Source organism: Stenotrophomonas rhizophila (genome assembly GCF_007667275.1).
Taxonomy (GTDB): Bacteria; Pseudomonadota; Gammaproteobacteria; order Xanthomonadales; family Xanthomonadaceae; genus Stenotrophomonas; species Stenotrophomonas maltophilia_AE.
The window spans coordinates 1-21,452 of record NZ_VDQT01000002.1; the positions used below are offsets into that span (position 1 = coordinate 1).

At 68.7% G+C, this 21,452-nt stretch carries 13 protein-coding genes, 1 rRNA gene and 1 pseudogene; 9 read left to right on the forward strand and 6 right to left on the reverse strand.

What is annotated here, in order from left to right:
* The first annotated feature begins 145 nt into the window (after positions 1 to 145).
* Positions 146 to 260: ribosomal RNA gene (rrf, locus tag FSZ13_RS06235) — 5S ribosomal RNA — on the forward strand.
* A 393-nt stretch (positions 261 to 653) separates the two neighbouring features.
* On the opposite strand, the pseudogene FSZ13_RS06245 reads toward rrf, so the two are convergent.
* From FSZ13_RS06245 to hemH, 3 genes and pseudogenes are all read right to left on the reverse strand, one after another.
* Positions 654 to 2,135, reverse strand: a pseudogene (locus tag FSZ13_RS06245) (methyl-accepting chemotaxis protein); the annotation flags it as partial.
* Positions 2,136 to 2,467: 332 nt separating this feature from the next.
* The gene (locus tag FSZ13_RS06250; protein ID WP_145478575.1) at positions 2,468 to 3,316 is read right to left on the reverse strand and encodes an alpha/beta fold hydrolase; all 849 of its coding nucleotides are present in this window, start codon (positions 3,314 to 3,316) and stop codon (positions 2,468 to 2,470) included.
* Positions 3,313 to 4,275 carry a ferrochelatase gene (gene hemH / locus FSZ13_RS06255; RefSeq protein ID WP_145478576.1) on the reverse strand — a complete coding sequence of 321 codons (963 nt, stop codon included), beginning with the start codon at positions 4,273 to 4,275 and terminating at the stop codon, positions 3,313 to 3,315. Before hemH ends, FSZ13_RS06250 begins: the two co-directional genes overlap by 4 nt.
* 158 nt (positions 4,276 to 4,433) lie before the next feature.
* Here hemH and FSZ13_RS06260 point away from each other — a divergent pair, with 158 nt between their 5' ends.
* The 4 genes from FSZ13_RS06260 (at position 4,434) to tatC (ending at position 6,891) form a co-directional block, all read left to right on the forward strand.
* Positions 4,434 to 5,333, forward strand: a complete 900-nt coding sequence (locus FSZ13_RS06260; protein ID WP_145478577.1) for a lipid-binding SYLF domain-containing protein — start codon at positions 4,434 to 4,436, stop codon at positions 5,331 to 5,333.
* Between the two features lie 77 nt (positions 5,334 to 5,410).
* A complete protein-coding gene (gene tatA / locus FSZ13_RS06265; protein WP_145478578.1) occupies positions 5,411 to 5,638 on the forward strand; it encodes a Sec-independent protein translocase subunit TatA in 228 nt (75 codons plus the stop codon).
* 15 nt (positions 5,639 to 5,653) lie between these two features.
* Positions 5,654 to 6,145 (forward strand): Sec-independent protein translocase protein TatB, encoded by a 492-nt coding sequence (tatB, locus tag FSZ13_RS06270; protein WP_145478579.1) that lies wholly within the window; start codon positions 5,654 to 5,656, stop codon positions 6,143 to 6,145.
* Positions 6,142 to 6,891: a twin-arginine translocase subunit TatC gene (gene tatC / locus FSZ13_RS06275; protein ID WP_145478580.1), complete on the forward strand. Its 750-nt coding sequence runs from the start codon at positions 6,142 to 6,144 to the stop codon at positions 6,889 to 6,891. The genes tatB and tatC overlap by 4 nt, the downstream gene beginning before the upstream one ends.
* A 218-nt stretch (positions 6,892 to 7,109) precedes the next feature.
* Here the strand turns inward: tatC and FSZ13_RS06280 are convergent, their stop codons facing one another.
* From FSZ13_RS06280 to FSZ13_RS06290, 3 genes are all read right to left on the reverse strand, one after another.
* The gene (locus FSZ13_RS06280; RefSeq protein ID WP_145478581.1) at positions 7,110 to 8,021 is read right to left on the reverse strand and encodes a BPSS1780 family membrane protein; all 912 of its coding nucleotides are present in this window, start codon (positions 8,019 to 8,021) and stop codon (positions 7,110 to 7,112) included.
* Between the two features lie 106 nt (positions 8,022 to 8,127).
* Positions 8,128 to 8,847 carry a glutamine amidotransferase gene (locus FSZ13_RS06285; RefSeq protein WP_145478582.1) on the reverse strand — a complete coding sequence of 240 codons (720 nt, stop codon included), beginning with the start codon at positions 8,845 to 8,847 and terminating at the stop codon, positions 8,128 to 8,130.
* A complete protein-coding gene (locus tag FSZ13_RS06290) occupies positions 8,819 to 10,654 on the reverse strand; it encodes a GspE/PulE family protein (protein WP_145478583.1) in 1,836 nt (611 codons plus the stop codon). Before FSZ13_RS06290 ends, FSZ13_RS06285 begins: the two co-directional genes overlap by 29 nt.
* 114 nt (positions 10,655 to 10,768) lie before the next feature.
* On the opposite strand from FSZ13_RS06290, the gene glyQ reads away from it, so the two are divergent.
* From glyQ to FSZ13_RS06310, 4 genes are all read left to right on the forward strand, one after another.
* Positions 10,769 to 11,680, forward strand: coding sequence for a glycine--tRNA ligase subunit alpha (gene glyQ / locus FSZ13_RS06295; RefSeq protein ID WP_145478584.1), 912 nt, complete (start codon positions 10,769 to 10,771; stop codon positions 11,678 to 11,680).
* The gene (glyS, locus tag FSZ13_RS06300; protein ID WP_145478585.1) at positions 11,677 to 13,773 is read left to right on the forward strand and encodes a glycine--tRNA ligase subunit beta; all 2,097 of its coding nucleotides are present in this window, start codon (positions 11,677 to 11,679) and stop codon (positions 13,771 to 13,773) included. The genes glyQ and glyS overlap by 4 nt, the downstream gene beginning before the upstream one ends.
* Before the next feature lie 409 nt (positions 13,774 to 14,182).
* Entirely contained in the window at positions 14,183 to 20,809 is a 6,627-nt protein-coding gene (locus tag FSZ13_RS06305; RefSeq protein ID WP_145478586.1) for a hypothetical protein, read from the forward strand.
* Positions 20,810 to 20,966: 157 nt separating this feature from the next.
* Positions 20,967 to 21,416: a hypothetical protein gene (locus tag FSZ13_RS06310; protein WP_145478587.1), complete on the forward strand. Its 450-nt coding sequence runs from the start codon at positions 20,967 to 20,969 to the stop codon at positions 21,414 to 21,416.
* Positions 21,417 to 21,452: the final 36 nt, after the last annotated feature.

Here is a 21,452-nt window from a genome sequence, read left to right on the forward strand (position 1 = left end):
ATGATCCGTGTGGCTTGACCATATAACCTCAAGTTGCCTTGGCCGACATGACATGTCGATAGATCCAAGTGCACGCTACGTCACAAGATCCATGAGAGGCAGGCGCCTATATCCGTTTTCTGGATGGCGACGCTCCAACAGTCTCCCTGGTGAAATTAGCGCTGTGGAACCACCCGATCCCATCCCGAACTCGGAAGTGAAACGCAGCTGCGCCGATGGTAGTGTGGCTCAAGCCATGCGAGAGTAGGTCATCGCCAGGGTTTACACCCAAAAACCCCGCTGCTCACGCAGCGGGGTTTTTTCTTTGCCCCGCCTGGCGCAGGCGTGCCGACCAACGGTCGGCACCTACCGCCCGAATCCGTGCCGGGCACACTCGGATTCGTGCCGGGCACGCCCGGATCCGTACCGGGCACGCCCGGATCCGTACCGGGCACGCCCGGATTCGTACCGGGCACGCCCGGATTCGTACCGGGCACGCCCGGATTCGTACCGGGCACGCCCGGACTCATGCCGGGCACGCGGTAGGGTCGGTTCCCAAACGACCGCCGATGACGGTAATCGGCACGGTGACGCATGGAACCACGTCGAAAACGTCTCGCCTGCGTTCGCGGTCATGCCTCAACGGGGCAATCACTACCCCGGCGGTGATCGCACTACCGGAACACTGCAACTGCCTCGGTCAGGGCCGCCGCCTGCTGCTCCAGCTCGCGCGCGGCGGCGCTGGCTTCCTCCACCAGGGCAGCGTTCTGCTGCGTGGCGTGGTCCATCTGCACGATGGTCTGGTTGATCTGGTCGATGCCGGCGGCCTGCTCCTGCGACGCGGCGGCGATGTTGGCCATGATGCCGCTCACCTCCGCCACGCTGCCGACGATATCCTGCATGGTGCTGCCGGCGTCCCGCGCCAGGCGCGCCCCGTCGGTAATCTGCTCGACGGAGGCGTCGATCAACTGGCGGATCTCGCGTGCCGCGTCGGCGGCACGCTGCGCCAGGCTGCGTACCTCGCTGGCGACCACGGCAAAGCCGCGGCCCTGCTCGCCGGCACGCGCTGCTTCGACGGCGGCGTTCAGCGCCAGGATGTTGGTCTGGAACGCGATGCCGTCGATCACCCCGGTGATCTCCGCGATCCGGCGCGAGGCGCCCTGGATGCCATCCATGGTGCTGACCACGTCGCCCACGACGCGGCTGCCGCGCCCAGCCACGTCCTGCGCGGCCTGGGCCAGCGTGCTGGCCGTGCGGGCGTGATCTGCGTTCTGGCGTACGGTAGCGGTCAACTCCTCCATCGAGGAAGCCGTCTCCTCCAGATGGGCCGCCTGGCGCTCGGTGCGGATGGACAGATCGTTGTTGCCGCTGGCGATCTCGGCTGCTGCAGTGCTGATCGACGCCGCGCCTTGCCGGATACCCGCCACCATCGCGCCGAGTTGCAGCGCCGTCGCAGTGGCGTCGCGCTGCATGGCCGCGAATGCGCCCTCGTAATCTCCCTGCATGCGTTGGCCCAGATCGCCGTCCGCGAGCGCTGCCAGCACGCACCGGACATCGGCGACGGTGCCGTCCAACTGCGCAAGCAGCTGGTTGATGCCACGGGTCAGCCCGTGCATGAACCCGGCCTCGCCTTCGCGTTGCGGGAGCCTGCGTGCAAGGTCGCCGCGGGTGGCGCCGGTGACGATGTCGGCGACGGCGTTCTCGAGCAGCAGCTCGTCGGTACGGTCGTGCCACTCGACCGCAAACCCCAGCCGCGCGCCGACACTGTCGTACATCGGGGTGACGACCTGGGCGAAGTGCACTGGTCCGATCCGGACGCGCCCATGATGGGTCGCCTGCAGGCCGTCGAGGATCGCGCGGATGCGATCCGGGTTGGCGTGGAAGCGATGGAGGCTGGTGCCCAGCAGCTGTCCGGCGTCGAAATCGGGGAACGCTTCGCGCAGGCTGGCCTGCTGGTTGCGCAGCAGGCGCACCACGGCGGGATTGGCGTAGCGGATCACATGCTCGGGGTCGGCGATCATCACGGCGGTGCGCGAGACCTCGAGCGCTTCGCGCAGGGTGGCATCGCGCGCGGCTGCACCTGCGTCGACGAAGCGCTGCTCCTGCAGTTCTGCAAGGCGTTGCGTGAGTCGCTGCACGTCGGCAGCGTGAGCGAGCTCACGACGATGTTGCCGGATGGCGAGCGCCAGCAGGGTACCGCCGGAGGCGGCGGCGAGCAGGGGAAGCAGGGGCATGGTGACTCCAGGACAGGTTGGGCTCAGCGCCCATCGAAGCGGTGCGCGCGCGTGGCTGCGATGCCGTTGCGCAGTGCGAAAGATGGGGCAGGAAAGCGGAGGCGGATGACACACGGCTTCGCTATCGGCGGAGCGGGCGACGACACAGGCGCGCTGCGCGCGCCTGCTGCATCGGTATCGGAAGCGTTGCTGCAATGTTGAGTGCGACACGGTGTCGCAGGTGCGTCAAGCGCGTATCGACCAACGGTCGATACCTACCTGGCCAGGAACCTTGCGATCACGTCGGCCACGACCTGCGGGTGTTCCATGTGCAGGTGATGGGTGCCGGGGAATACGTCCAGCCGGCCATCGCGCAGCAGCCGGATGCGGTCGCTGCGCAGCGGCTCGGGGTAATAGCTCTGCGCCGGGGTGGCGTAGATCACCTGGGTCGGGCATTCGATCGCGGCGAGCAGGTCGTCGATCTGCGCTTCACTGAGCCGCATTGCGGTGGGCAGCATCAGGCGCTGGTCGCTGCACCAGCTGTAGCCGCCTTCCACGGGTTTCACCCCGCGCTCGACCAGCAGGCGTGCGCACGGCTCGCTGAGCTGGTTCGCCATCATCCGCGCCCGTACCGGCGCAGCGAGGTCGGCAAACACGCGCAGCTTTTTCGATGGAAATGCACGTGCGGCGCGCACATGTTCGCGCAGGCGCTGCGCGGTTTCGTGCTCGGGCCCGCGCAGGCCGCCCAGTGCTTCGATCGCGACCAACCGCTCCACGCGTTCCGGCGCGGCTGCAGCGGTGAGGCTGGCGATGCCGGCGCCCATGGAATGGCCCAGCAGCGTGAAGCGCTCCCAGCCCAACGCATCGGCGACATCGAGTACATGGCAGATCGCACCGGGAGTGTTGTATTGCGTGCCCGGCGGCAGGTGCGCACTGTGGCCGTGCCCGGGAAGGTCGACCGCGACCAGCTGCAGCGCTGGCAGCGCGGCGGCCAACGGAACGAAGCTGGCAGCGTTGTCGAGCCAGCCATGCAGGGCCAACACCCGCTGGCCCGCGTCGTGCGTGGAGCGCAGGCCAGCCACGGCGCTGCCGGCCACCTGCAGTGCGAAGGGTTCGAGGATCATGCCAGCGTGGCGACGCTCAGCCGCGACAGCGCCAGCGCATGCGCCGGTGCATCGTTGAGGCAGGGGATGTAACGCATCTGCGCACCGCGCGCGGCGACGGTCTCGGTGAAGCCCAGCGCAACTTCTTCCAGCGTCTCCAGGCAGTCGGTGGCAAAGCCGGGACAGACCACGTCGATCCGTTTGATGCCCTGCTCGGCCATCGCCCACAGGGTCGGTTCGGCATACGGCTGCAGCCACTTTTCGCGGCCAAAGCGCGACTGGTAGGTCAGTTGCCACTGGTCGTCCGCGAGCCCGAGCGCCTGCGCGATCGCCTGCGCGCTCGCTTCGCAGCGCTGCGGGTAGGGATCGCCGGCATCGGCCAGGCGCTGGGGAATGCCGTGGAAGGAAAACACCAGCTTCTCGCCCCGGCCGTTGGCCTCCCACCACTGGCGGATGCTGCCGGCCACTGCGGCCACCCAGTCCGGGTCGACCGCGTAGTCGCGTACCAGGGTGACAGTGACACCGGGGTGTCTGGGCTGCCAGTCGCGCACCTGGTCCTCGATCGAGGCGGTGGTGGTGGTCGAATACTGCGGATACAGCGGCAGCACCACGATCCGACGCATGCCTTCGGCCGCCAGCCGGTCAAGCTCGGCGGTGAGGGCTGGCGCGCCGTAGCGCATGGCGTGGCGAACCCGCAGGTTGGGCATCAGTTGCTGCATGGCCTCGGCCAGGCGGCGGGTGTACACCATCAGCGGAGAGCCGTCGGCCAGCCACACCTGGGCGTACTTCGCCGCCGAGCGGCCACTGCGCAGGGGCAGGATCAGCCCGTACAGCAGGGGTTTCCACAGCAGCGGCGGGATCGCGACCACGCGCCGATCGCTGAGGAATTCCGCAAGGTAGCGACGCACCGCGGGAGCGGTCGGCGTTTCGGGTGTGCCTAGATTGACCGCCAGCACGGCGGTGTCGGGTGCGTCGATCATGGGTCCATTCTCGCAGGTCTGCGCGACGGTCGGGATGGAAAGACGCGATGACGGCCATCGAGCGCGTCGATCAGGCGGCGGATACTCATTGCGGATTCATCGGAACCCCACTAATTTCGGGGGAATCGATACCTTGTCGACCCCCTTCTGGAGTACCCATGCGCCGATTGACCCTTGCACTGCTGATCACCGCGAGTCTGCTGTCGACCCAGGCGATGGCCGGGCCGACCGAGGACCAGCGCGCCCGCAATGCGGTCCGCGTGTTGAACGATATCCAGGAAATTCCCGAGCAGGGGATTCCGGACAAGCTGCTGGACGAGGCGCGGGCCGTGGTGGTCATTCCCGACACGATCAAGGCGGGGCTGGTCATCGGCGGTCGCCGCGGTCACGGTCTGATGTCGATCAAGAATCCGGACGGGAGCTGGTCCAGCCCGGCGTTCATCAAGCTCACCGGCGGCAGCATCGGGTTCCAGGCCGGGGTGCAGTCGTCCGACGTGGTGCTGGTGTTCCGCAACGACCGCAGCCTGGACAACATCGTCAACGGCAAGGTCACGCTGGGCGCGGACGCCGGCGTCGCCGCGGGCCCGGTCGGGCGCAATGCGGCGGCCGCCACCGATGGCCAGCTGAAGGCGGAGATCTGGTCCTGGTCGCGGGCGCGCGGGCTGTTCGCGGGGGTCGCGCTGGACGGTGCGGTGCTGCAGATCGATGACCAGGCCAACCTGGACGCTTACGGCAGCAACACCACGGCGCGCATGGTGTTCGAGGGTCGGACGACGGCGCAGCCGTCGATGGACGTGGTGGCGTTCCGCGATCGGCTGGAAGAGGCGACGTACTCGGCGCGACAGAACCGGGGCACGGCCGGCAACGCGCCGGCGCCGCGTTCCGCGGGCCTGCCGCCGCAGCCGCAGCCGCAGGCGGCACCGGTGGTAGCTGAACAGGCAGGCACGGGTGCGACGACGGCGCCGTTGCAGGCGGTTCCGGCGCAGCCGGCCCCGCAGCAGGGCTTCGAGCCGGTGGGTGAAGGCGAAGTCCGCACCGAATCGCTGGACGGAAACTGACTTTCGTCACGCGCGCCGCCTGCCCGGCGGTGCGCTATGCTCAACTTCTTGTTTCCGGGTAATGCGAGCGGCACATCATGGGCAGTATGAGCTTGTGGCATTGGGTGGTGGTACTGGTCATCGTTCTGCTGGTGTTCGGCACCAAGAAGCTGACCAGTGGCGCCAAGGACCTTGGCAGTGCGGTCAAGGAATTCAAGAAGGGGATGCGCGACGAGGACAAGCCGACCGCGCACCTGAGCGATGAGTCGCGTCCGCAGGACCCGTCGACGACGTCGCAGAACGAGCACGACCGCGACCGTCGCTGATCAAGGCGGCACGCAGTGTTCGATATTGGGTTCAGTGAACTGCTGGTCATCGCGGTGGTCGCGCTGGTCGTGCTGGGTCCGGAGCGGCTGCCGAAGGCAGCGCGCTTCGCCGGGCTGTGGGTGCGGCGTGCGCGCAACCAGTGGGATTCGGTGAAGCAGGAGCTGGAACGTGAGCTGCACGCTGACGAGATCAAGCGGCAGTTCCGCGAGGCGCAGGATTCGGTGCGCGATACCGAGGCGCAGCTGCGTGCGAGCGGGGAAGCGGTCCGCCGCGAGGCCGAACACGTACGGCGGCAGGCGCAGGCGACGGGGGACGCTGTCGCGTCGGACGATGCGCCGGTGATGACTGGTCCAGCGCCGGGTTCGCCGGCCAGCGTGGCCCAGCATGTGGCAGCGCCGGAGCCGGAGGCTGCATTGGACGCGCCACGTGATGCGATGGCGCCGCCGGGCATTGATGGCCAGGCGCCGCGCGATCCCCCGTCGTCCACGCCGGAGGATCCGCGATGAGCGGCAACGAGAACCCGGAAAGCGGTCTGATCGAACACCTGATCGAGCTGCGGGCGCGCCTGATGCGGGCGTTGATCGGGCTGGGCGTGGTGCTGCTGGGGCTGATGCCGTTTTCGCGGCAGATCTATACGTGGCTGGCGCAGCCGCTGATTTCGCAGCTGCCGAACGCGCAGTCGATGATTGCGATCAATCCGGCGGGGGCGTTCTTCGCGCCGCTGAAGCTGACGTTCTTCGTGGCGCTGTTCGTGGCGGTGCCGTGGCTGCTTTACCAGCTGTGGGCGTTCGTGGCGCCGGGGTTGTATGCGCGCGAGAAGCGCCTTGCGGTGCCGCTGCTGGTGACGTCGGTGCTGCTGTTCTACATCGGCTGTGCGTTCGCGTACTTCCTGGTGCTGCCGGCGGTGTTCCACTTCCTGACCACGTTCCGCCCGGAGGTGATTGCGATCACGCCGGATGCGAATGCGTACCTGGATTTCGTGCTGGCGATCTTCTTCGCGTTCGGCAGCAGTTTCGAGCTGCCGGTGGCGATGGTGATCCTGACGCTGCTCGGCTGGATCACGCCGCAGCAGTTCAAGGAAGGCCGCGGTTACGCGATCGTGGGCATCTTCGTGCTGGCGGCGGTGCTGACGCCGCCGGACGTGGTGTCGCAGCTGATGCTGGCCATTCCGATGTGCCTGCTTTATGAGCTGGGGATCCACGCCTCGCGCTGGCTGGTGCCGGCGAAGAGCGACGAGCCGCAGGCTTCTTGATTCAGGCGCCAGGAGCGGCGGCGTTTCCGTAGTTACGTGCTTGGGCCGGGCGGCGGGCAGTCCCGCTCCGGGACACGCCGTGAATACGTCCTTGTAGGCTTGTCAAAAACATCCATGTTTTTGACAGTCCCTCCGGGGACTGCCCGCCGCCCGGCCCCTTCATGGATTGCGTTGCGCGGATCGGAAAGCAGCGACGCAGGGCGTCGCTCTATGGGATCTCATGCCGCGAAGATGTTGCCTGGGCCGTTGGTCGGCGGTACCGGCGGCGGGGCGCTGCGGGTGCGGTGGGCGAACATCTGCTTCCAGGCGGCGTACACGGCGCCTACGTAGAGCGGCATGATCACCGTGGCCATGGCCAGCTGCATGACGAAGGCGGCTGCGCCGACGCCGCCGACCAGCATGGCCAACTGCATCACCACCACTACCAGGAAGTAGATGCACATCGCGGCGATCAGGCCGAGCAGCATGAAGACCGCCATGGCGCCGAAGTTGCGGATGCAGCCCTGCAGGCTCATGCGCAGGGCGTGCATGCCGCTTTGATGGTCGAACACCACCAGCGCCGGCTGGGTGAACATGGCCATGCTCAGCGCGACGAAGGTGCCGAACGCCAGCGCCAGCCAGAGCAGGATGCGCATGACCGGCACGCCGGCCATCAAGGCCAGGGTCTGTTCGTTGCTCGGGGTGGCGCCGGACTGCTGCAGTTCCTGCATCTTGTGGAACATGTCGGCCGAGGCGGTCAGGCCTTCGGCGCCGAGCATCAGGTACAGCAGGGTGCCGAGCGCGATGATGGCGATCAGCTGGATCGCCAGCGGGACCAGCAGGTGGCTGACGCGGCGGTCGCGGATCGGCTGCAGCAGGTGCGCTGGGGTGGCGCGGTGGCCCTGGTCGACTTCGCTCACCGCGCACAGCATGCCGCCGAACACGAGCGGGCCGACGGCCACCGACACCAGCTGGCCGAGCACGCCGAGCCAGCTCGGCAGGGCCTGTGCGAGGACGAGGATCAGTGAACTGACCAGCATGCCGATCACGCCAAGGACGGCGAGCTGCAGCGGTGCACGGCGATACAGGGAAAACGCGTCCAGCAGCCATTGGGCGCCCGCCGAGGCGGGCAGCTTGCGAATGTCGCTCATACCATTCCGGAACAGGGGAGGAAGGGCGCGCGCGCCCCGGATCGATTCGATTATCCCTGTTTTCCGTGCCCCCCGCCTGAAGGGAAGGAGGTTCGGCGCCGGGCGGTCAGGCGTTGCGCGCCTGGCGCACGAAGCGGCGCAGCAGCTGGCGGGCCAGCGGGGCGGCGCTGACGCCGCGCGCGAGGCTGCGCGCGCAGCCGCCGTGGCGGCTGATGCACTCGGCGCGGGCGCGCACGTAGCCGCGCATGTGGTGGGTGGCGAACTCGGGATGGAACTGCACGCCCCAGGCGTTCGGGCCCCAGCGGAAGGCGTGGCAGTTGTCCTGTGCCGAGCGGGCGAGGATCTCGGCGCCCTCGGGGGCGCGCAGCACGGTCTGGAGGTGGGTGGCGTGCGCGGGGAAGCGGGCGGGCAGGCCGGCGAACAGGGGGTCGTCCTGCGCCGGGGGCTCCAGCGCCAGTTCGATCGTGCCCGATTCGCGACCGGCCGGGTTGTAGGCCACTTCGCCGCCCAGCGCGTGCGCCAGCAGCTGGTGGCCGTAGCAGATGCCGAACACCGGGCGGTTGTCGTGGGCGGCTGCGCGCAGCCAGTGGGCGCTGCGTTCGCTCCAGTCGGCGCGGTCGGTCACGTAGGCGGCCGAGCCGCTGATGATCACCCCGGCATAGTCGCGGTGGTCGGGCAGTTCAGCGCCCTGCACGACGTCCACCACCACGGTTTCGTCGGCGTCGAGCCCGGCCGCGACCCGGATCCAGTGCGGGAAACGGCCGTAGCGGCGCAGCGACGCGACCGGTTGGCCGGTTTCAAGGATCAGGAAGGGCGTGCGGTTCATCTCGCGGCGGCAGTACGGTCAGGACTTCCTCGATTGTAGTCAGCCCTGCCGCTACCTTTTCAAGTGCCGCGCGACGCAGGGTTCGGACCCCTTCAGCGCGCGCGGCCTGGCTGAACGCGGCCAGGTCCATGTCCGCGCGGACCAGCCCGCGCAGGCGCGGGCCCAATGGCAGCAGCTCATACAGGCCTACCCGGCCCAGGTAACCGGTGCGCCGGCAGTCGATGCAGCCGGCCGGTGCATATGGCGTGGGCGACTCAGGTAATGCTTCATCGGTATCAGCCAGCACCGCCCATTGCGCCGCGCTGAGCGGCTTGGGCACCTTGCAGTGCGGGCACAGGGTCCGCACCAGACGCTGCGCCAGCACCCCGTTGATGGTGCTGGCCAGCAGGTAGTGCGGCACGCCCAGGTCGAGCAGGCGGGTGATCGCCGAGGGCGCGTCGTTGGTGTGCAGGGTGGACAGCACCAGGTGGCCGGTCAACGCCGCCTGGACCGCCATCTGCGCGGTCTCCAGGTCGCGGATCTCGCCGATCATGATGATGTCCGGGTCCTGGCGCAGCAGGGTGCGCACGCCGGCGGCGAAGTCCAGGTCGATGTTGGTCTGCACCTGCATCTGGTTGAATTCCGGCGCGATCATTTCGATCGGGTCTTCCACCGTGCATACGTTCACGTCCGGGGTGGCCAGCCGCTTCAGGGTCGAATACAGGGTGGTGGTCTTGCCCGAGCCGGTCGGGCCGGTCACCAGCACGATGCCGTGCGGACGCTCGACGAGGGCGGTCCAGCCGGCCGCTTCCTGCGGGCTGAAGCCAAGCTGGTCGATGCTCTTGAACGCCGCGTCCGGGTCGAAGATGCGCATCACGCATTTCTCGCCGAAGGCGGTGGGCATGGTCGACAGGCGCATTTCCACTTCGCGCCCGCCCGGAGAGCGGGTCTTGATGCGGCCGTCCTGCGGGCGCCGGCGCTCGGCCAGGTCCATGCGGCCCAGCACCTTGATCCGGCTGACCACGGCGGTCATCACCGCCGGGGGTACCTCGAACACCTTGTGCAGCACGCCGTCGATGCGGAAGCGCATGCGCCCCATGTCGCGGCGCGGCTCCAGGTGGATGTCGGAGGCACGCTGTTCGAAGGCGTACTGCAGCAGCCAGTCGACGATATGCACCACGTGCTGGTCGTCGGCGTTGACATCGCCGGCGCGGCCCAGCTCCACCAGCTGTTCGAAGCTGGGCAGGGTGCCGTTGGTCTCGCTGCGCGAATCGCTGCGTGCGCCGCGCACCGAGCGCGTCACCCCGTAGAACTCCATGGTGTAGCGGTGCAGGTCCAGCGGGTTGACCACCGCCAGTTCGATGCGGCGGCGGGCCAGGTGCTGCAGGTCGAGCAGCCATTCCTGGGCCAGCGGCTCGCTGGTCGCCACCAGCAGGCGCTCGCTGTCCACCGCCAGCGGCAGGAAGCGGTGGCGGCGGGCGTAGGCGTGCGAAACCAGTGCGGTCACCGCCGAGACGTCCACCCGGGTGGGGTCGATGCGCAGGTAACGGGTGCCGGTGCGCTCGGCCAGCCATTGGGTCAGCCGCTCCAGGCCCAGTTCACCGCCGCCGGCGGCGGCCAGCTTCAGGTTGGCCAGCAGCACCAGCGGGTGCACTTCACTGGCGTTGCGCGCGCCCTGGCCGGAAAAGCGGATACGGTCGACATCGTCGGCGGCCACCAGGCCGTCGGCGACCATGGCGGCAGCGACCTGTTCGAACACCAGCCGGCCCGGCGGCAGGGGCTCCTGGGCAGGAGCGGGGGCAAGCGTTGCCGGTGAACGGTGTTCCATGGCGCCAGAATCCTCGGAGCAGCGGCTGCACGGCGTGATGGCGGTTGCCTGGAATGCCGGCGCGCGGTCCGTCGCTATACTAGCGCACCCCCTTTGCAGGCAAGAATCCGCCGCATGTCCGCGATCCCGACCGTTCCGATCACTTTCCAGGGCCTGATCCAGACCCTTAACCAGTATTGGGCGCAGCAGGGCTGCGTGCTGATCCAGCCGCTGGACCTGGAGGTCGGTGCCGGTACCTTCCACCCGGCGACCTTCCTGCGCTCGATCGGCCCGGAAAGCTGGAATGCTGCGTACGTGCAGCCGTCGCGCCGCCCGACCGATGGCCGCTACGGCGAGAATCCCAACCGCCTGCAGCGCTACTACCAGTACCAGGTGGCGATGAAGCCCAGCCCGGACAACATCCAGCAGCTGTACCTGGATTCGCTCAAGGCGCTGGGCATCGACCCGCTGGTGCACGACCTGCGCTTTGTCGAGGACAACTGGGAATCGCCGACGCTGGGTGCCTGGGGCCTGGGCTGGGAGGTGTGGCTCAACGGCATGGAAGTGACCCAGTTCACCTACTTCCAGCAGGCCGGCGGCCTGGAGTGCAAGCCGGTGCTGGGCGAGATCACCTACGGTCTCGAACGCCTGTGCATGTACCTGCAGAACTGCGACAACGTATACGACCTGGTCTGGACCTACGGCCCGGACGGCACGCCGGTGACCTACGGCGATGTGTACCTGCAGAACGAGGTCGAGCAGAGCACCTACAACTTCGAATACGCCGACGTGGAAGAGCTGTTCCATCGCTTCGACGCCTGCGAGAAGGAAGCGCAGAAGCTGGTCGAGGTGGGCCTTCCGCTGCCGGCCTACGAGCAGGTGTGCAAGGCCAGCCATTCATTCAACCTGCTGGACGCGCGTCGCGCGATCAGCGTGACCGAGCGCCAGCGCTACATCCTGCGCGTGCGCGCGCTGGCCCAGGCGGTGGCGAAACTGTATGAGGCCAAGCGCATCGAAGCGGTGGCAGCCAAGGAGGTGCAGGCATGAGCACGATGCTGCCGCTGTTGATCGAACTGGGGACCGAAGAACTGCCGGTGAAGGCGCTGCCGGGCCTGGCCCAGGCCTTCTTCGATGGCGTGGTGGACGGCCTGGCCAAGCGTGGCGTGGCCGTGGAACGCGGCGATGCCAAGCCGCTGTCGACCCCGCGCCGGTTGGCGGTGCTGCTGCCCGCCGTGGCCGTGGAGCAGCCCGAACAGCGCGGTGAAGTGCTGGGCCCGTACCTGAACATCGCGCTGGACGCCGACGGCCAGCCGACCAAGGCGCTGCAGGGCTTTGCGGCCAAGGCCGGGATCGACTGGACCGCGCTTGAGCGCACCAGTGACGCCAAGGGCGAACGCTTCGTGCATCGCTCGGTGACCCCGGGCGCGCGCACCGCTGCGCTGCTGCCGGACATCCTGGCCGAAGCGCTTGCCGGCATGCCCATTCCCAAGCCGATGCGCTGGGGCAGCCACAGCTACGGCTTCGCGCGCCCGGTGCATTGGCTCGTGCTGCTGCATGGCAAGGACGTGGTCGAGGCTGAAGTGCTGGGCCTGAAGAGCGACCGCATGAGCCGCGGCCATCGCTTCATGCACGACAAGACCGTGTGGCTGTCCTCGCCGGAGGACTACGTCAGCTCGCTGCAGGCCGCCTGCGTGCTGGTGGATCCGGACGCGCGCCGCAGCCGCATCGTGGAATCGGTCAACGCTGAAGCCGCTGCCGCCGGTGGCCAGGCGCGCATCACCGACGACAACCTGGAACAGGTGGTCAACCTGGTTGAATGGCCGTCGCCGGTGCTGTGCAGTTTCGAACGCGACTTCCTGGCTGTGCCGCAGGAAGCGCTGATCGAGACCATGGAAATCAACCAGAAGTTCTTCCCGGTGCTGGACAGCAACGGCAAGCTGACCGAGAAGTTCATCGGCATCGCCAACATCGAATCGAAGAACGTGGCCGAAGTGGCCAAGGGCTACGAGCGGGTGATCCGCCCGCGCTTCGCCGATGCCAAATTCTTCTTCGACGAGGACCTGAAGCAGGGCCTGGAATCGATGGGCGACGGGCTGAAGACCGTGACCTACCAGGCGAAGCTGGGCTCGGTGGCCGACAAGGTGCAGCGCGTGGTGGCGCTGGCCGGCCTGATCGCGCCGCAGGTGGGCGCCGACCCGGTGCTGGCCAGGCGCGCCGCCCTGCTGGCCAAGAACGACCTGCAGTCGCGCATGGTCAATGAGTTCCCGGAACTCCAGGGCATTGCCGGACGCCATTACGCGGTGACCGGTGGCGAATCGCCCGAGGTCGCGCTGGCCATCGACGAGGCGTACCAGCCGCGCTTCGGTGGCGACGACATCGCGCTGTCGGCATTGGGCAAGGTGCTGGCGATCGCCGAGCGCCTGGACACGCTCGCCGGTGGTTTCGCGGCCGGGCTCAAGCCGACCGGCAACAAGGACCCGTTCGCCCTGCGCCGCAATGCGCTGGGCCTGGCGCGTACGATCATCGAATCGGGTTTCGAGCTGGACCTGCGCGCGCTGCTGGGCGCTGCCCTCGCCGGGCTGCCTGCCGCCGTGCAGCCCAGTGCGGAGCGCAAGACCGAGGCTCTGCCGCAGGAACTGTACGACTTCATCATCGACCGCCTGCGCGGCTACTACGCCGACAAGGGCGTACCGGCCACGCACTTCAACGCGGTGGCCGAGCTGAAGCCGGCGTCGCTGTACGACGTCGACCGCCGCATCGATGCCATCGGCATCTTCGCGGCGCTGCCGGAAGCCGACGCGCTGGCCGCGGCCAACAAGCGCATCCGCAACATCCTGCGCAAGGCCGACGTCGCGATTCCGGGCATGGTCGATCCGGCGCTGCTGGCCGAGCCAGCGGAAAGCGAACTGGCCGAAGCGGTCGAAGCGGCCATCGACGACAGCAATGCCAGCCTGCACCAGAAGGATTACGTGAGTGTGCTGGCGCGCCTGGCGCGTCTGCGCCCGCAGGTGGATGCGTTCTTCGACGCGGTGATGGTCAATGCGGAAGATCCGGCGCTGCGCGGCAACCGCCTGGCCCTGCTCAAGCGCCTGGGTGATCGGCTTGGTAGCGTCGCCGCGATCGAACATCTGTCCAGCTGACGGTAACGTCCTGCAGTGCAGGTCCCTTGGAAGCGCCCGGCCGGTCCGGGCGCTTTCTTTTTGCGCGCGTTCTGTTCGATTGCGACGGAAACTGCAATCAGTCTGAATATTGATTGAGCTATTCCTGGGAAAAATAGGAAAACGATAAATTCGTGCAATCGGTATTCCTCGGCGCCGCGTGATCATCCGGCCCCGCTCTGCACGGACGTCCCGCCGAATGCCCCTCCCTGATCGCATCGTTGATGCCCCGTCCCGCGCCAACGCATCCGCCGCACCCAGCCACTCCCGGACAACGCGGGAGGTGGCCGGTAAAGGGACGAACACCCCCAGCCAGGTAAGCAATGCGCGGCCGCCGTACCGGAGCGGCGATGCTCTGCGGAAGGTGGAGCTGACCCCACACGAAAAGGCAGTGCGTAACGCGATCCTGGACACCGGTGCCCCGGAACGCGCCGCACTGGCATGGACGATGGAAACGTACATCGCCCGCGCCGCCACGCCCGAGGCGCGTGAGGCGGTAACCCGGCGGATGGAGGCGGCACTGGCGGCGCGAGGTCGCGACGTGGCGAAACTGCACCACGCGGGCATCAACGTGCTGGACAGCGTGCTGACGCGGGCCGCGTGGACCACGCTGCTGGCAGCGCTGCCGGGCTGGGCCAGCAGCGCCCTCACCGCAGGGCAGCTGGCGCGCAGCGTGTTTACCGGCAGCTGGAGCAGCGTCCCTGCGGTGCTGCCGTCATTGGCGGTGGCGCTTCCGTCGCTGCGCAGCCACGAACAGTTCGATGCGCTGGTGCAGTCGCTGCCCGATGCCATGCGGACGTGCCTGTGGTCCCTGCATGAAGCGGTGGCCGACGCCGACGCGCAGCTGCGTCCCAATCTGGGCGGCGGTCAGCTGGCCCAGGCGCTGGCCGTGGCCGCGCTGCTATGGCAGCTGCAACGCGCGCTGCCGCGGCCGGCAGGGCCGCTGCAGGGGGTTGCGGGCTTCATCGCCGAGCTGCCTACGCATTGGCAACGCCTTGCGGTGTTGAACGGCGTGGGCGGTGCGGTGCTGGCGCCGGTGGGCGGCGTGGACGTCATCGACGCGCCGAAGGTGCGTCCGGGCGCGGAAGAGAAAGCGCAACGCATCGCACGGCAGCGTTGGGACGATCAGGACCGGCGCCCCGGCCCGCCGCGCATCCGGCCCACCATCGATGGCTTCGACGCCGTGCCGTTCGATGCCGCCGCCGCACCCGGCGGTGCGCACGTCGGAAGCGCTATCCGTGCGGTTCCGGTCGTGCAGGCAACCGCGGCCGCTGCAGCGGCATGCTCTCCCGCCTCAAGCCCGCGGCCTGGCTGGTTCTCCGGACTGGTTGTCGGCCTGCCACTCCTGAAGGGCGCTTACGGCGTCTTCCAGAGCGTGCCGCAGGCAGCGCCGCCAATGGAAATGACCTTGATGGGCGAGTCGGCGCTGAGCGAGGTGGTCAGTGCAGCGACGCCCCTGATGTCGGCGCCGCTGGTGCCCACCACGACCGAAGCGACCAGGACATTGGTCCGGCGCGCGCCCCTCGCCGCCGCCTTGCTCGCGACATTGGGCGGCGTGGGCGGCGCGGCACTCGCCACGGGACGGTGGCTGTGGCCGGAGACGCCCGCCGGGACCACGCACGGCGAACTGGCCGCGCAGCTGGCAGGTGACGTGGTCGCACTGCCGGGCGGTATCTGGGGCACCGGCCTCGACCTGCTGCTGGGTGAGCTGGAGCCCGCAGCCGCCGGCCGTCGCGTCCGTCGCGCAGCAGCCGGGCCCGCATCGGCGCACATCGCCGAGGGCGCCGCAGACCTGACCCGGTTGCACGGCGTCAGCGCCGCGCAGCTGGACGCCCTGCGCAGCGATGCCGCGCTGCTGGCGCAGCTGCAGAGCCGGCGCCGCCTGTCCGTGGCGGTGGCACGCGACATTGCCACCCACCCCGGCTGGGAGTGGGTGGCGCGGTTGCCGGCGACCGAACAGGAGCTGCTGGTCGGCCAATGGCAGGCGCTGCGCGACCTGCGCCCGGCGCTGGACGCGATCGAGGACGGCGCCGACGCGGCGATGCGTGCGGCGCTGCGCAAGGTGGGCTTCCAGGGCGACTGGCGGGATATCGAGGTGCGCCTGCCGTCCACGCGCGTGGCCGGCATGGACGTCGACGACCGCCTGCCGCTGCTGCAGTTCTGCCTCGCGCGCGCTGCACAGGGCACACCGACCTTCCTGCGCGGCGGTGTGCCGCTCGCGGCCACCGAGCTGGCGCAGCTGACCCGCTTTGCCGGCAGCACCGACGCCCGCCGGCTGCGCGCGGACATCACTGCGCGGACCGAACGGCTGCGCCCGCAGCTGAGCCGTGCATTGCAGGCACGGCTGGTCGTCGACGCACTCAAGGCCAAGGCGAGCGGCGTGCTGGGCAGCGGCAACGCACACCGCCGCGGCGCCGACGTGGTGTTGGGGTTCCTGCAGGGCAGCGGTACGGTGGAACGATCCTCGCTGACCTATGTGGATCGCCTGGCCAATGGCGCGCCGGTCACGGTGCCGGTGCCCAACTACCTGGTGCTGCGCAGCGTCGGCGAGCCCGGCCTGCACGGCCAGGTCGTGCTGTACCGCTCGGACTTGTCCCGCTTCCAGGCGTTCGGCGACGAACAGGCCTTCCGCCAGTTCCTGGACACCCAGCGTGCGCGGATCGGCGCGTTTGCCGAGGGCGGCCGGATCGACGGCACCCTCGCCGGGGATGTCGTGGGGGCCGCGGCGCCGGCACAGCGTGCGGCCGTCGCTGACCTGGTAAGGCGATGGGAGGAGCGGCTCGCCCGGCATCAAAGCGGGCAGCAGGGGCCGCAGGCATGGAATCCCGGCGAGAGTTTCCAGCTGCACTTCGTCCCGGTGGACGAAGCCGCCGGCGCACTCCAGCAGTGGGCCGATGCGCTGGTCGACCACGGCCAGCAGCGGGCGCAGCAGCAGCTGGACCGCAACCTGCTGCGCTGGAGCCCCCTGGGCATTGCCAACGTCGCGGCAGAGCGCACGTACCGCCTGCAGCAGGACGGGACGCTGCAGACCCTGCGCCAGCACGCGCACGACAGCGTTGCCGACGCCATGAAGCATGCGCTGCGCTTGGCCGGCTTCCAGGGCGGGCTGGACGGGTTCGACCCGGACCGCTTGCGGCTGCGGGTAGGGAGCCACGAAATGGCCCTCACCGACTGGGCCACCAGCGGTTGGCAACGTTTCGGGCTGCGGCGGCCGTCGCTGCCGGTCAACGTGCCGGACCTGTCGCCGCATGAGATCGGCCTGCCCAACACGCGGCTGGACCCGGCGCCGTGGCTGGAGGACGGCACGCTGGATGCCCTGCAGCTGGTTGCCTACCAGGGCGCCGCGCAGGGCACGCCGCCGGAGGCGGACGCACTGACCGCAACCCTGCAGGACCCGGCGCTGCGCCGTGCGATCTGCGTCGAACTGGAGGCCTTCGCGGACAGCAACCGCCTCGCCGACGCATATATCCACCACCTGCAGGCGCTGCCCGGCAGCCCACGCGGCGCTGCTTTCGCCGACGCACTGGCCAACCAGCTGCGCGCACGCAGCGCCTGGATGATCGAGACCGCCCGCCAGGACGGCGCCCTTGATGCGGCCACGCATGCAGCGCTGACCGCCGCGCACGCGGCGCTCGACGCCGATGGCAGGCGCCCGTCGTCCCTGCAGGCGGTAACGCTGCGAGGCCATGTGATGGCGGGCATGTGGGCGCTGCGTACCGCGACCGGTCCGCAGGTGTTCCTGCCCGATACCGCACAGGGCGACCGCCTGCTCGACGATCGCGGCTTCCGCGCGTGGCTGCGCCAGCCGGGGGCCGAGGCCTACATCCGCGCGCGCACGCAGTACCGGCACCACCCGGACCTGGCGGCGATGTTCGAACACACCTCGGCCCGCCGTGCGCTGCCGGTGGACTATGCCGCCACGCGTGGCCCGCAGTCCGCCGCCGCGGCGCTGATCGCCGCGCGCATCGATGACGTGGACGAGATGACCGTGAGCCAGCTGGAGCGCTTCGCGGAAACCTTCAGCCTGGTCGGTGCGGTCGGCGTGGGTGCGATATGTTCGCTGGCCAGCGCCGGGAGCGCCGCTGCCGTGTGCCTGGCCGGCACGCTGGGACTGGTGGCCGGGAGTTTCCGCGACGCCCTCGACCAGTGGGAGCGCGGCCTTTTCAACGACGCGATCCTCATCGCTGGCGCGGGGCTGTTCGACCTGCTGGATCCCGCCCAGCTCAGCGCCATTCCCGGTCTGATGTACCAGCTGGGCAGGCGCGGGGTGGGCACCGTGTCCGAGGCCGCCGATGCGGTGCGCCAGTGGCGCCAGCAGGCGCGCGCGTTCCGTCCCGACGGGCAGGTCGATACCGGCCTCGCCCTTGAAGACCGGTCACTGGCGGCTACCGGCCTGCCGATGCTGGGGCAGCCGCTGGCCGCTGGCGGCACGCTGTACCGGCAGGGCAAGCGGTCGTTCATCCGGCAGGAAGGGCGCTTCGTCGAAGCCGCGGCGGACAACGAGGATGTGCTGCGCCTGCACCTGCCCAAGGCGCCCGATCAGGTGGGGCCACCGGTCGAGTTCCGCAACAACGCCTGGCGGCGACAGGAGCAGCCGCCAGCCCGCCGTCGCACCACCACGCCGTCGCCGGTGGGCAAGCGGGAGTGGGTGAACCGGTTGCCGGAAGCGGAGAACCTGCCGCCGGAAAAGCTCGACGAGCTGGAAGCCGTGTTCGGGGTGCGCTCGCGGGATTCGTCGCCCAGTGCGGACCTGCGCCATGTGGTGCAGGCGCTGACCATCGACCAGCGCATCCAGCGCATCCTCGACGACCCCGGGGCGCTGGGCATTCCCGGTGATGAGGCGATCATCCTGCGCGCCTGGGCCGACAGCCCCGCGCTTGGCAACGGCAAGGGCGTTGAAACCTACGTGGAGACCATCGGCGAGTGGACCCGCGGTGCCCGCTTCGGGCGGGGCCCGGTAGGGCTGATGGTGGAAGTGGCCGACACACGGACCCTGCCCGGCATCGACGCGCTGGTCGACGCTTCGGACACAAGCGCACTGCGCCAGCGGCTGAAGCTGCCTGCCGACAGCGCCCGCGACACGTTGGTGGCGGCGGTGCGTGCCGAACTGGCCCGGGTGATCCAGGCCGATCCGGGGCAGAGCCGTATCACCTGGCAGCGCTGGATCAGCGCACAGCGCAGCCTGCCCACCGCCGCGGACAACCTGGCCAAGCACTTCCCCGAACTGACCAAGGCCGAAGCGGAAGAGATCGTCGCCCGCGCCAACGGCCTGCAGACGCGCGAGGTGGAGTCGTGGATCTTCTCGAAAGACATCCGCGCACTGGTGGCCGACACGCTCACCAGCCGCACCCAGCGCCAACAACGGCAGGCGGTGGTGAATGATGCCTTCGGCACGCTTGCCGATGTGCAGCAGCTGGCCACCCACCTGCAGTCGGCACTTCCCGGCCGCACCCTCAAAGTGCGTGACGATGGCCAGGGGGGGTCGCTGCTGCTGGTTGGCTCGGCGACGCCCGGGGTTGCCGAAGCGCGGCTGGCGTTCCGTCCCGGCGCTGGCGCGATGATCGTGTCGGATGCGCAGGGCAAGGCGCATCCGCACTGGCAGGACGCGCTGTTCGAACAGCTTGCCGCGTCGGAAAAGAGCCGGCTGGGCGACGCGTCCATGCTGCGCCGCGAAGTGGTCGAGCAGATGAAGCAGATGCCGATCGCGGCGCGCTGCAGCGTGCGTGGACCGCTCAAGCCGGTTGCCGGGGGCAGCCCCAACAGTGATGCACGGCCCCATGATCGCGCCCGCCGGTCGCCGGACTGCGACCCACCCGACAGCATCTCGCTGGGCCCGGACATGATCGCCCTGCGCGACGACATGCACCGAAGCCTGGGGGCGATGCGGCTTGAGCTGGACCGGACCTATAGTGGCCTGCGCGCGGAAGAACGCGAACTGAAGGCGCTGACCACCCGCATGATGCAGCTCAAGGTCGAGAAACAATCCCTGCCGCCTGCGGACGCGGCGCGGATGAAGGAACTGCAGAAACAGAACTTCCGTACGTTGAACGGATACGACCTGATGAACGCGGCCTGCTACCGCCTGGACGGCATCGCGTACGACGGCGTTCCGCTGGGCCCATCACCCGATTTCCCGGACCGCGGGTTCGCCTTGAGTACCGTGCCGCGGGCATGGATGCGTCCGGAGAACTTCGTCACGCCGGTGCCGGTGCGTCGTGTGTTCCTGCCCGCCGCCCAGGCCGAGGGCAGGCCGATGCAGAACGACCTGTTCCGCGCGGACTATCCGCTCGGCGCGGACCTGATGCCGTCGGTGGGCAGGCTGGCCGAAGCGGGGCAGGCGTCGAAGAAGATCACCCTCACCGAACACGATCTGCAGGTGACGGTGCCGGGCGGGAAGCAGGCCCGGTCATTCGCCGAGCTGACCGACGCGCAATTCGATGCACTGGAGGGCAAGGCATTCTCCGACGCGATGCGGCAGTACATTGGCGAGGGCCGCCTGCTGGCAAGCAATGCAAGGACGCTGACGCCCGGCGACTACTACCTGTACCAGATCCGCTCATGCAGCGAGAACAAGATCCTGAAGGGCTGGTTTGACGCATTGAAGAAGGCGGTGCCCGGGATTGCGGACCTTCTCGATGGAAAGGGCCCGGTACCGAAGGTCACCGGAAAGGTGGGCATGCTGTCCGACAGCAACCCTTGTTCCTACAGCTGCGACCGCCGCCTGGCCGAACTGATGGAGATGCTGCCCGAGGTAGACATCACCGTGTTCTATCACTTCGACACGCCGACACAGGCATTGGAGTGGCGGGCGGAGCAGGCCGCGCTGCGGGTGATGGAGAAGCACCGCGCGGCATGGGAGGGCGCAGGACATTCCGAAAGCGACATGCATCAGATGGCGGCCGCCGAGTTGAAGAAGCCCGACGTCCACCAGTGGGCCGATGAGCAGCTGATTGCTTCGCCGCCGGAGCGTCCGGTGCCGCGGCTGTGGACGCCGAAGCGGGAAGAGGAGGGGTTCTGAAATGCATCCCAGCTGGATGCGGCACCATGTCAACATCCGCCGGCCAGGGTACGAGCCCCGGTCGGCGGTGTACCCACCCGATGTCGAGATAAACGCAATGATCATCAATGGCGCAGGCCGCGTTCCTGTCCTTTCCAGCGCAACGCCGGCAGCTGCAGTGGACTCCCCCTTGCTGGGCGAGGCCCGCGAGCAGGCGCTGGCAAAGCGCGAGCACGACTTCCTGCTGTTCGGCTCCCAGGCCACACCATTCGCCCGCGACCTGTTCCGCAGCGGGATCGCCGACGACCTGCGGGAGTACCTCGAACACGGATTCCTGCACGACGGTGATGCCGACGGGCCGGTGCAGAAGGTGGCAGCCGGAGACGACGAGGACGGGCTCGATGCCTGCGGCGGGAAACTGACCCTTCGCGACGGGGTGCTGATCTTCGGCCGCTACAACAACCACGGCAACGGCGACTGCTATTACGCCTGCGTGCCGGGCGTGGAGGTGCCTGCGTTCTTCAGCATCTGCATCGAGTCCGGCATGGACAGCGGTGAAGCTTACGAATTCTCCGTGTCCGAGCCCATGGACTGGCAGCAATTCCTGGCCCACCTTCCACCTGCGTGAATATGGCGTGATGCCCGAGGCCGCATGCGGCGCAGC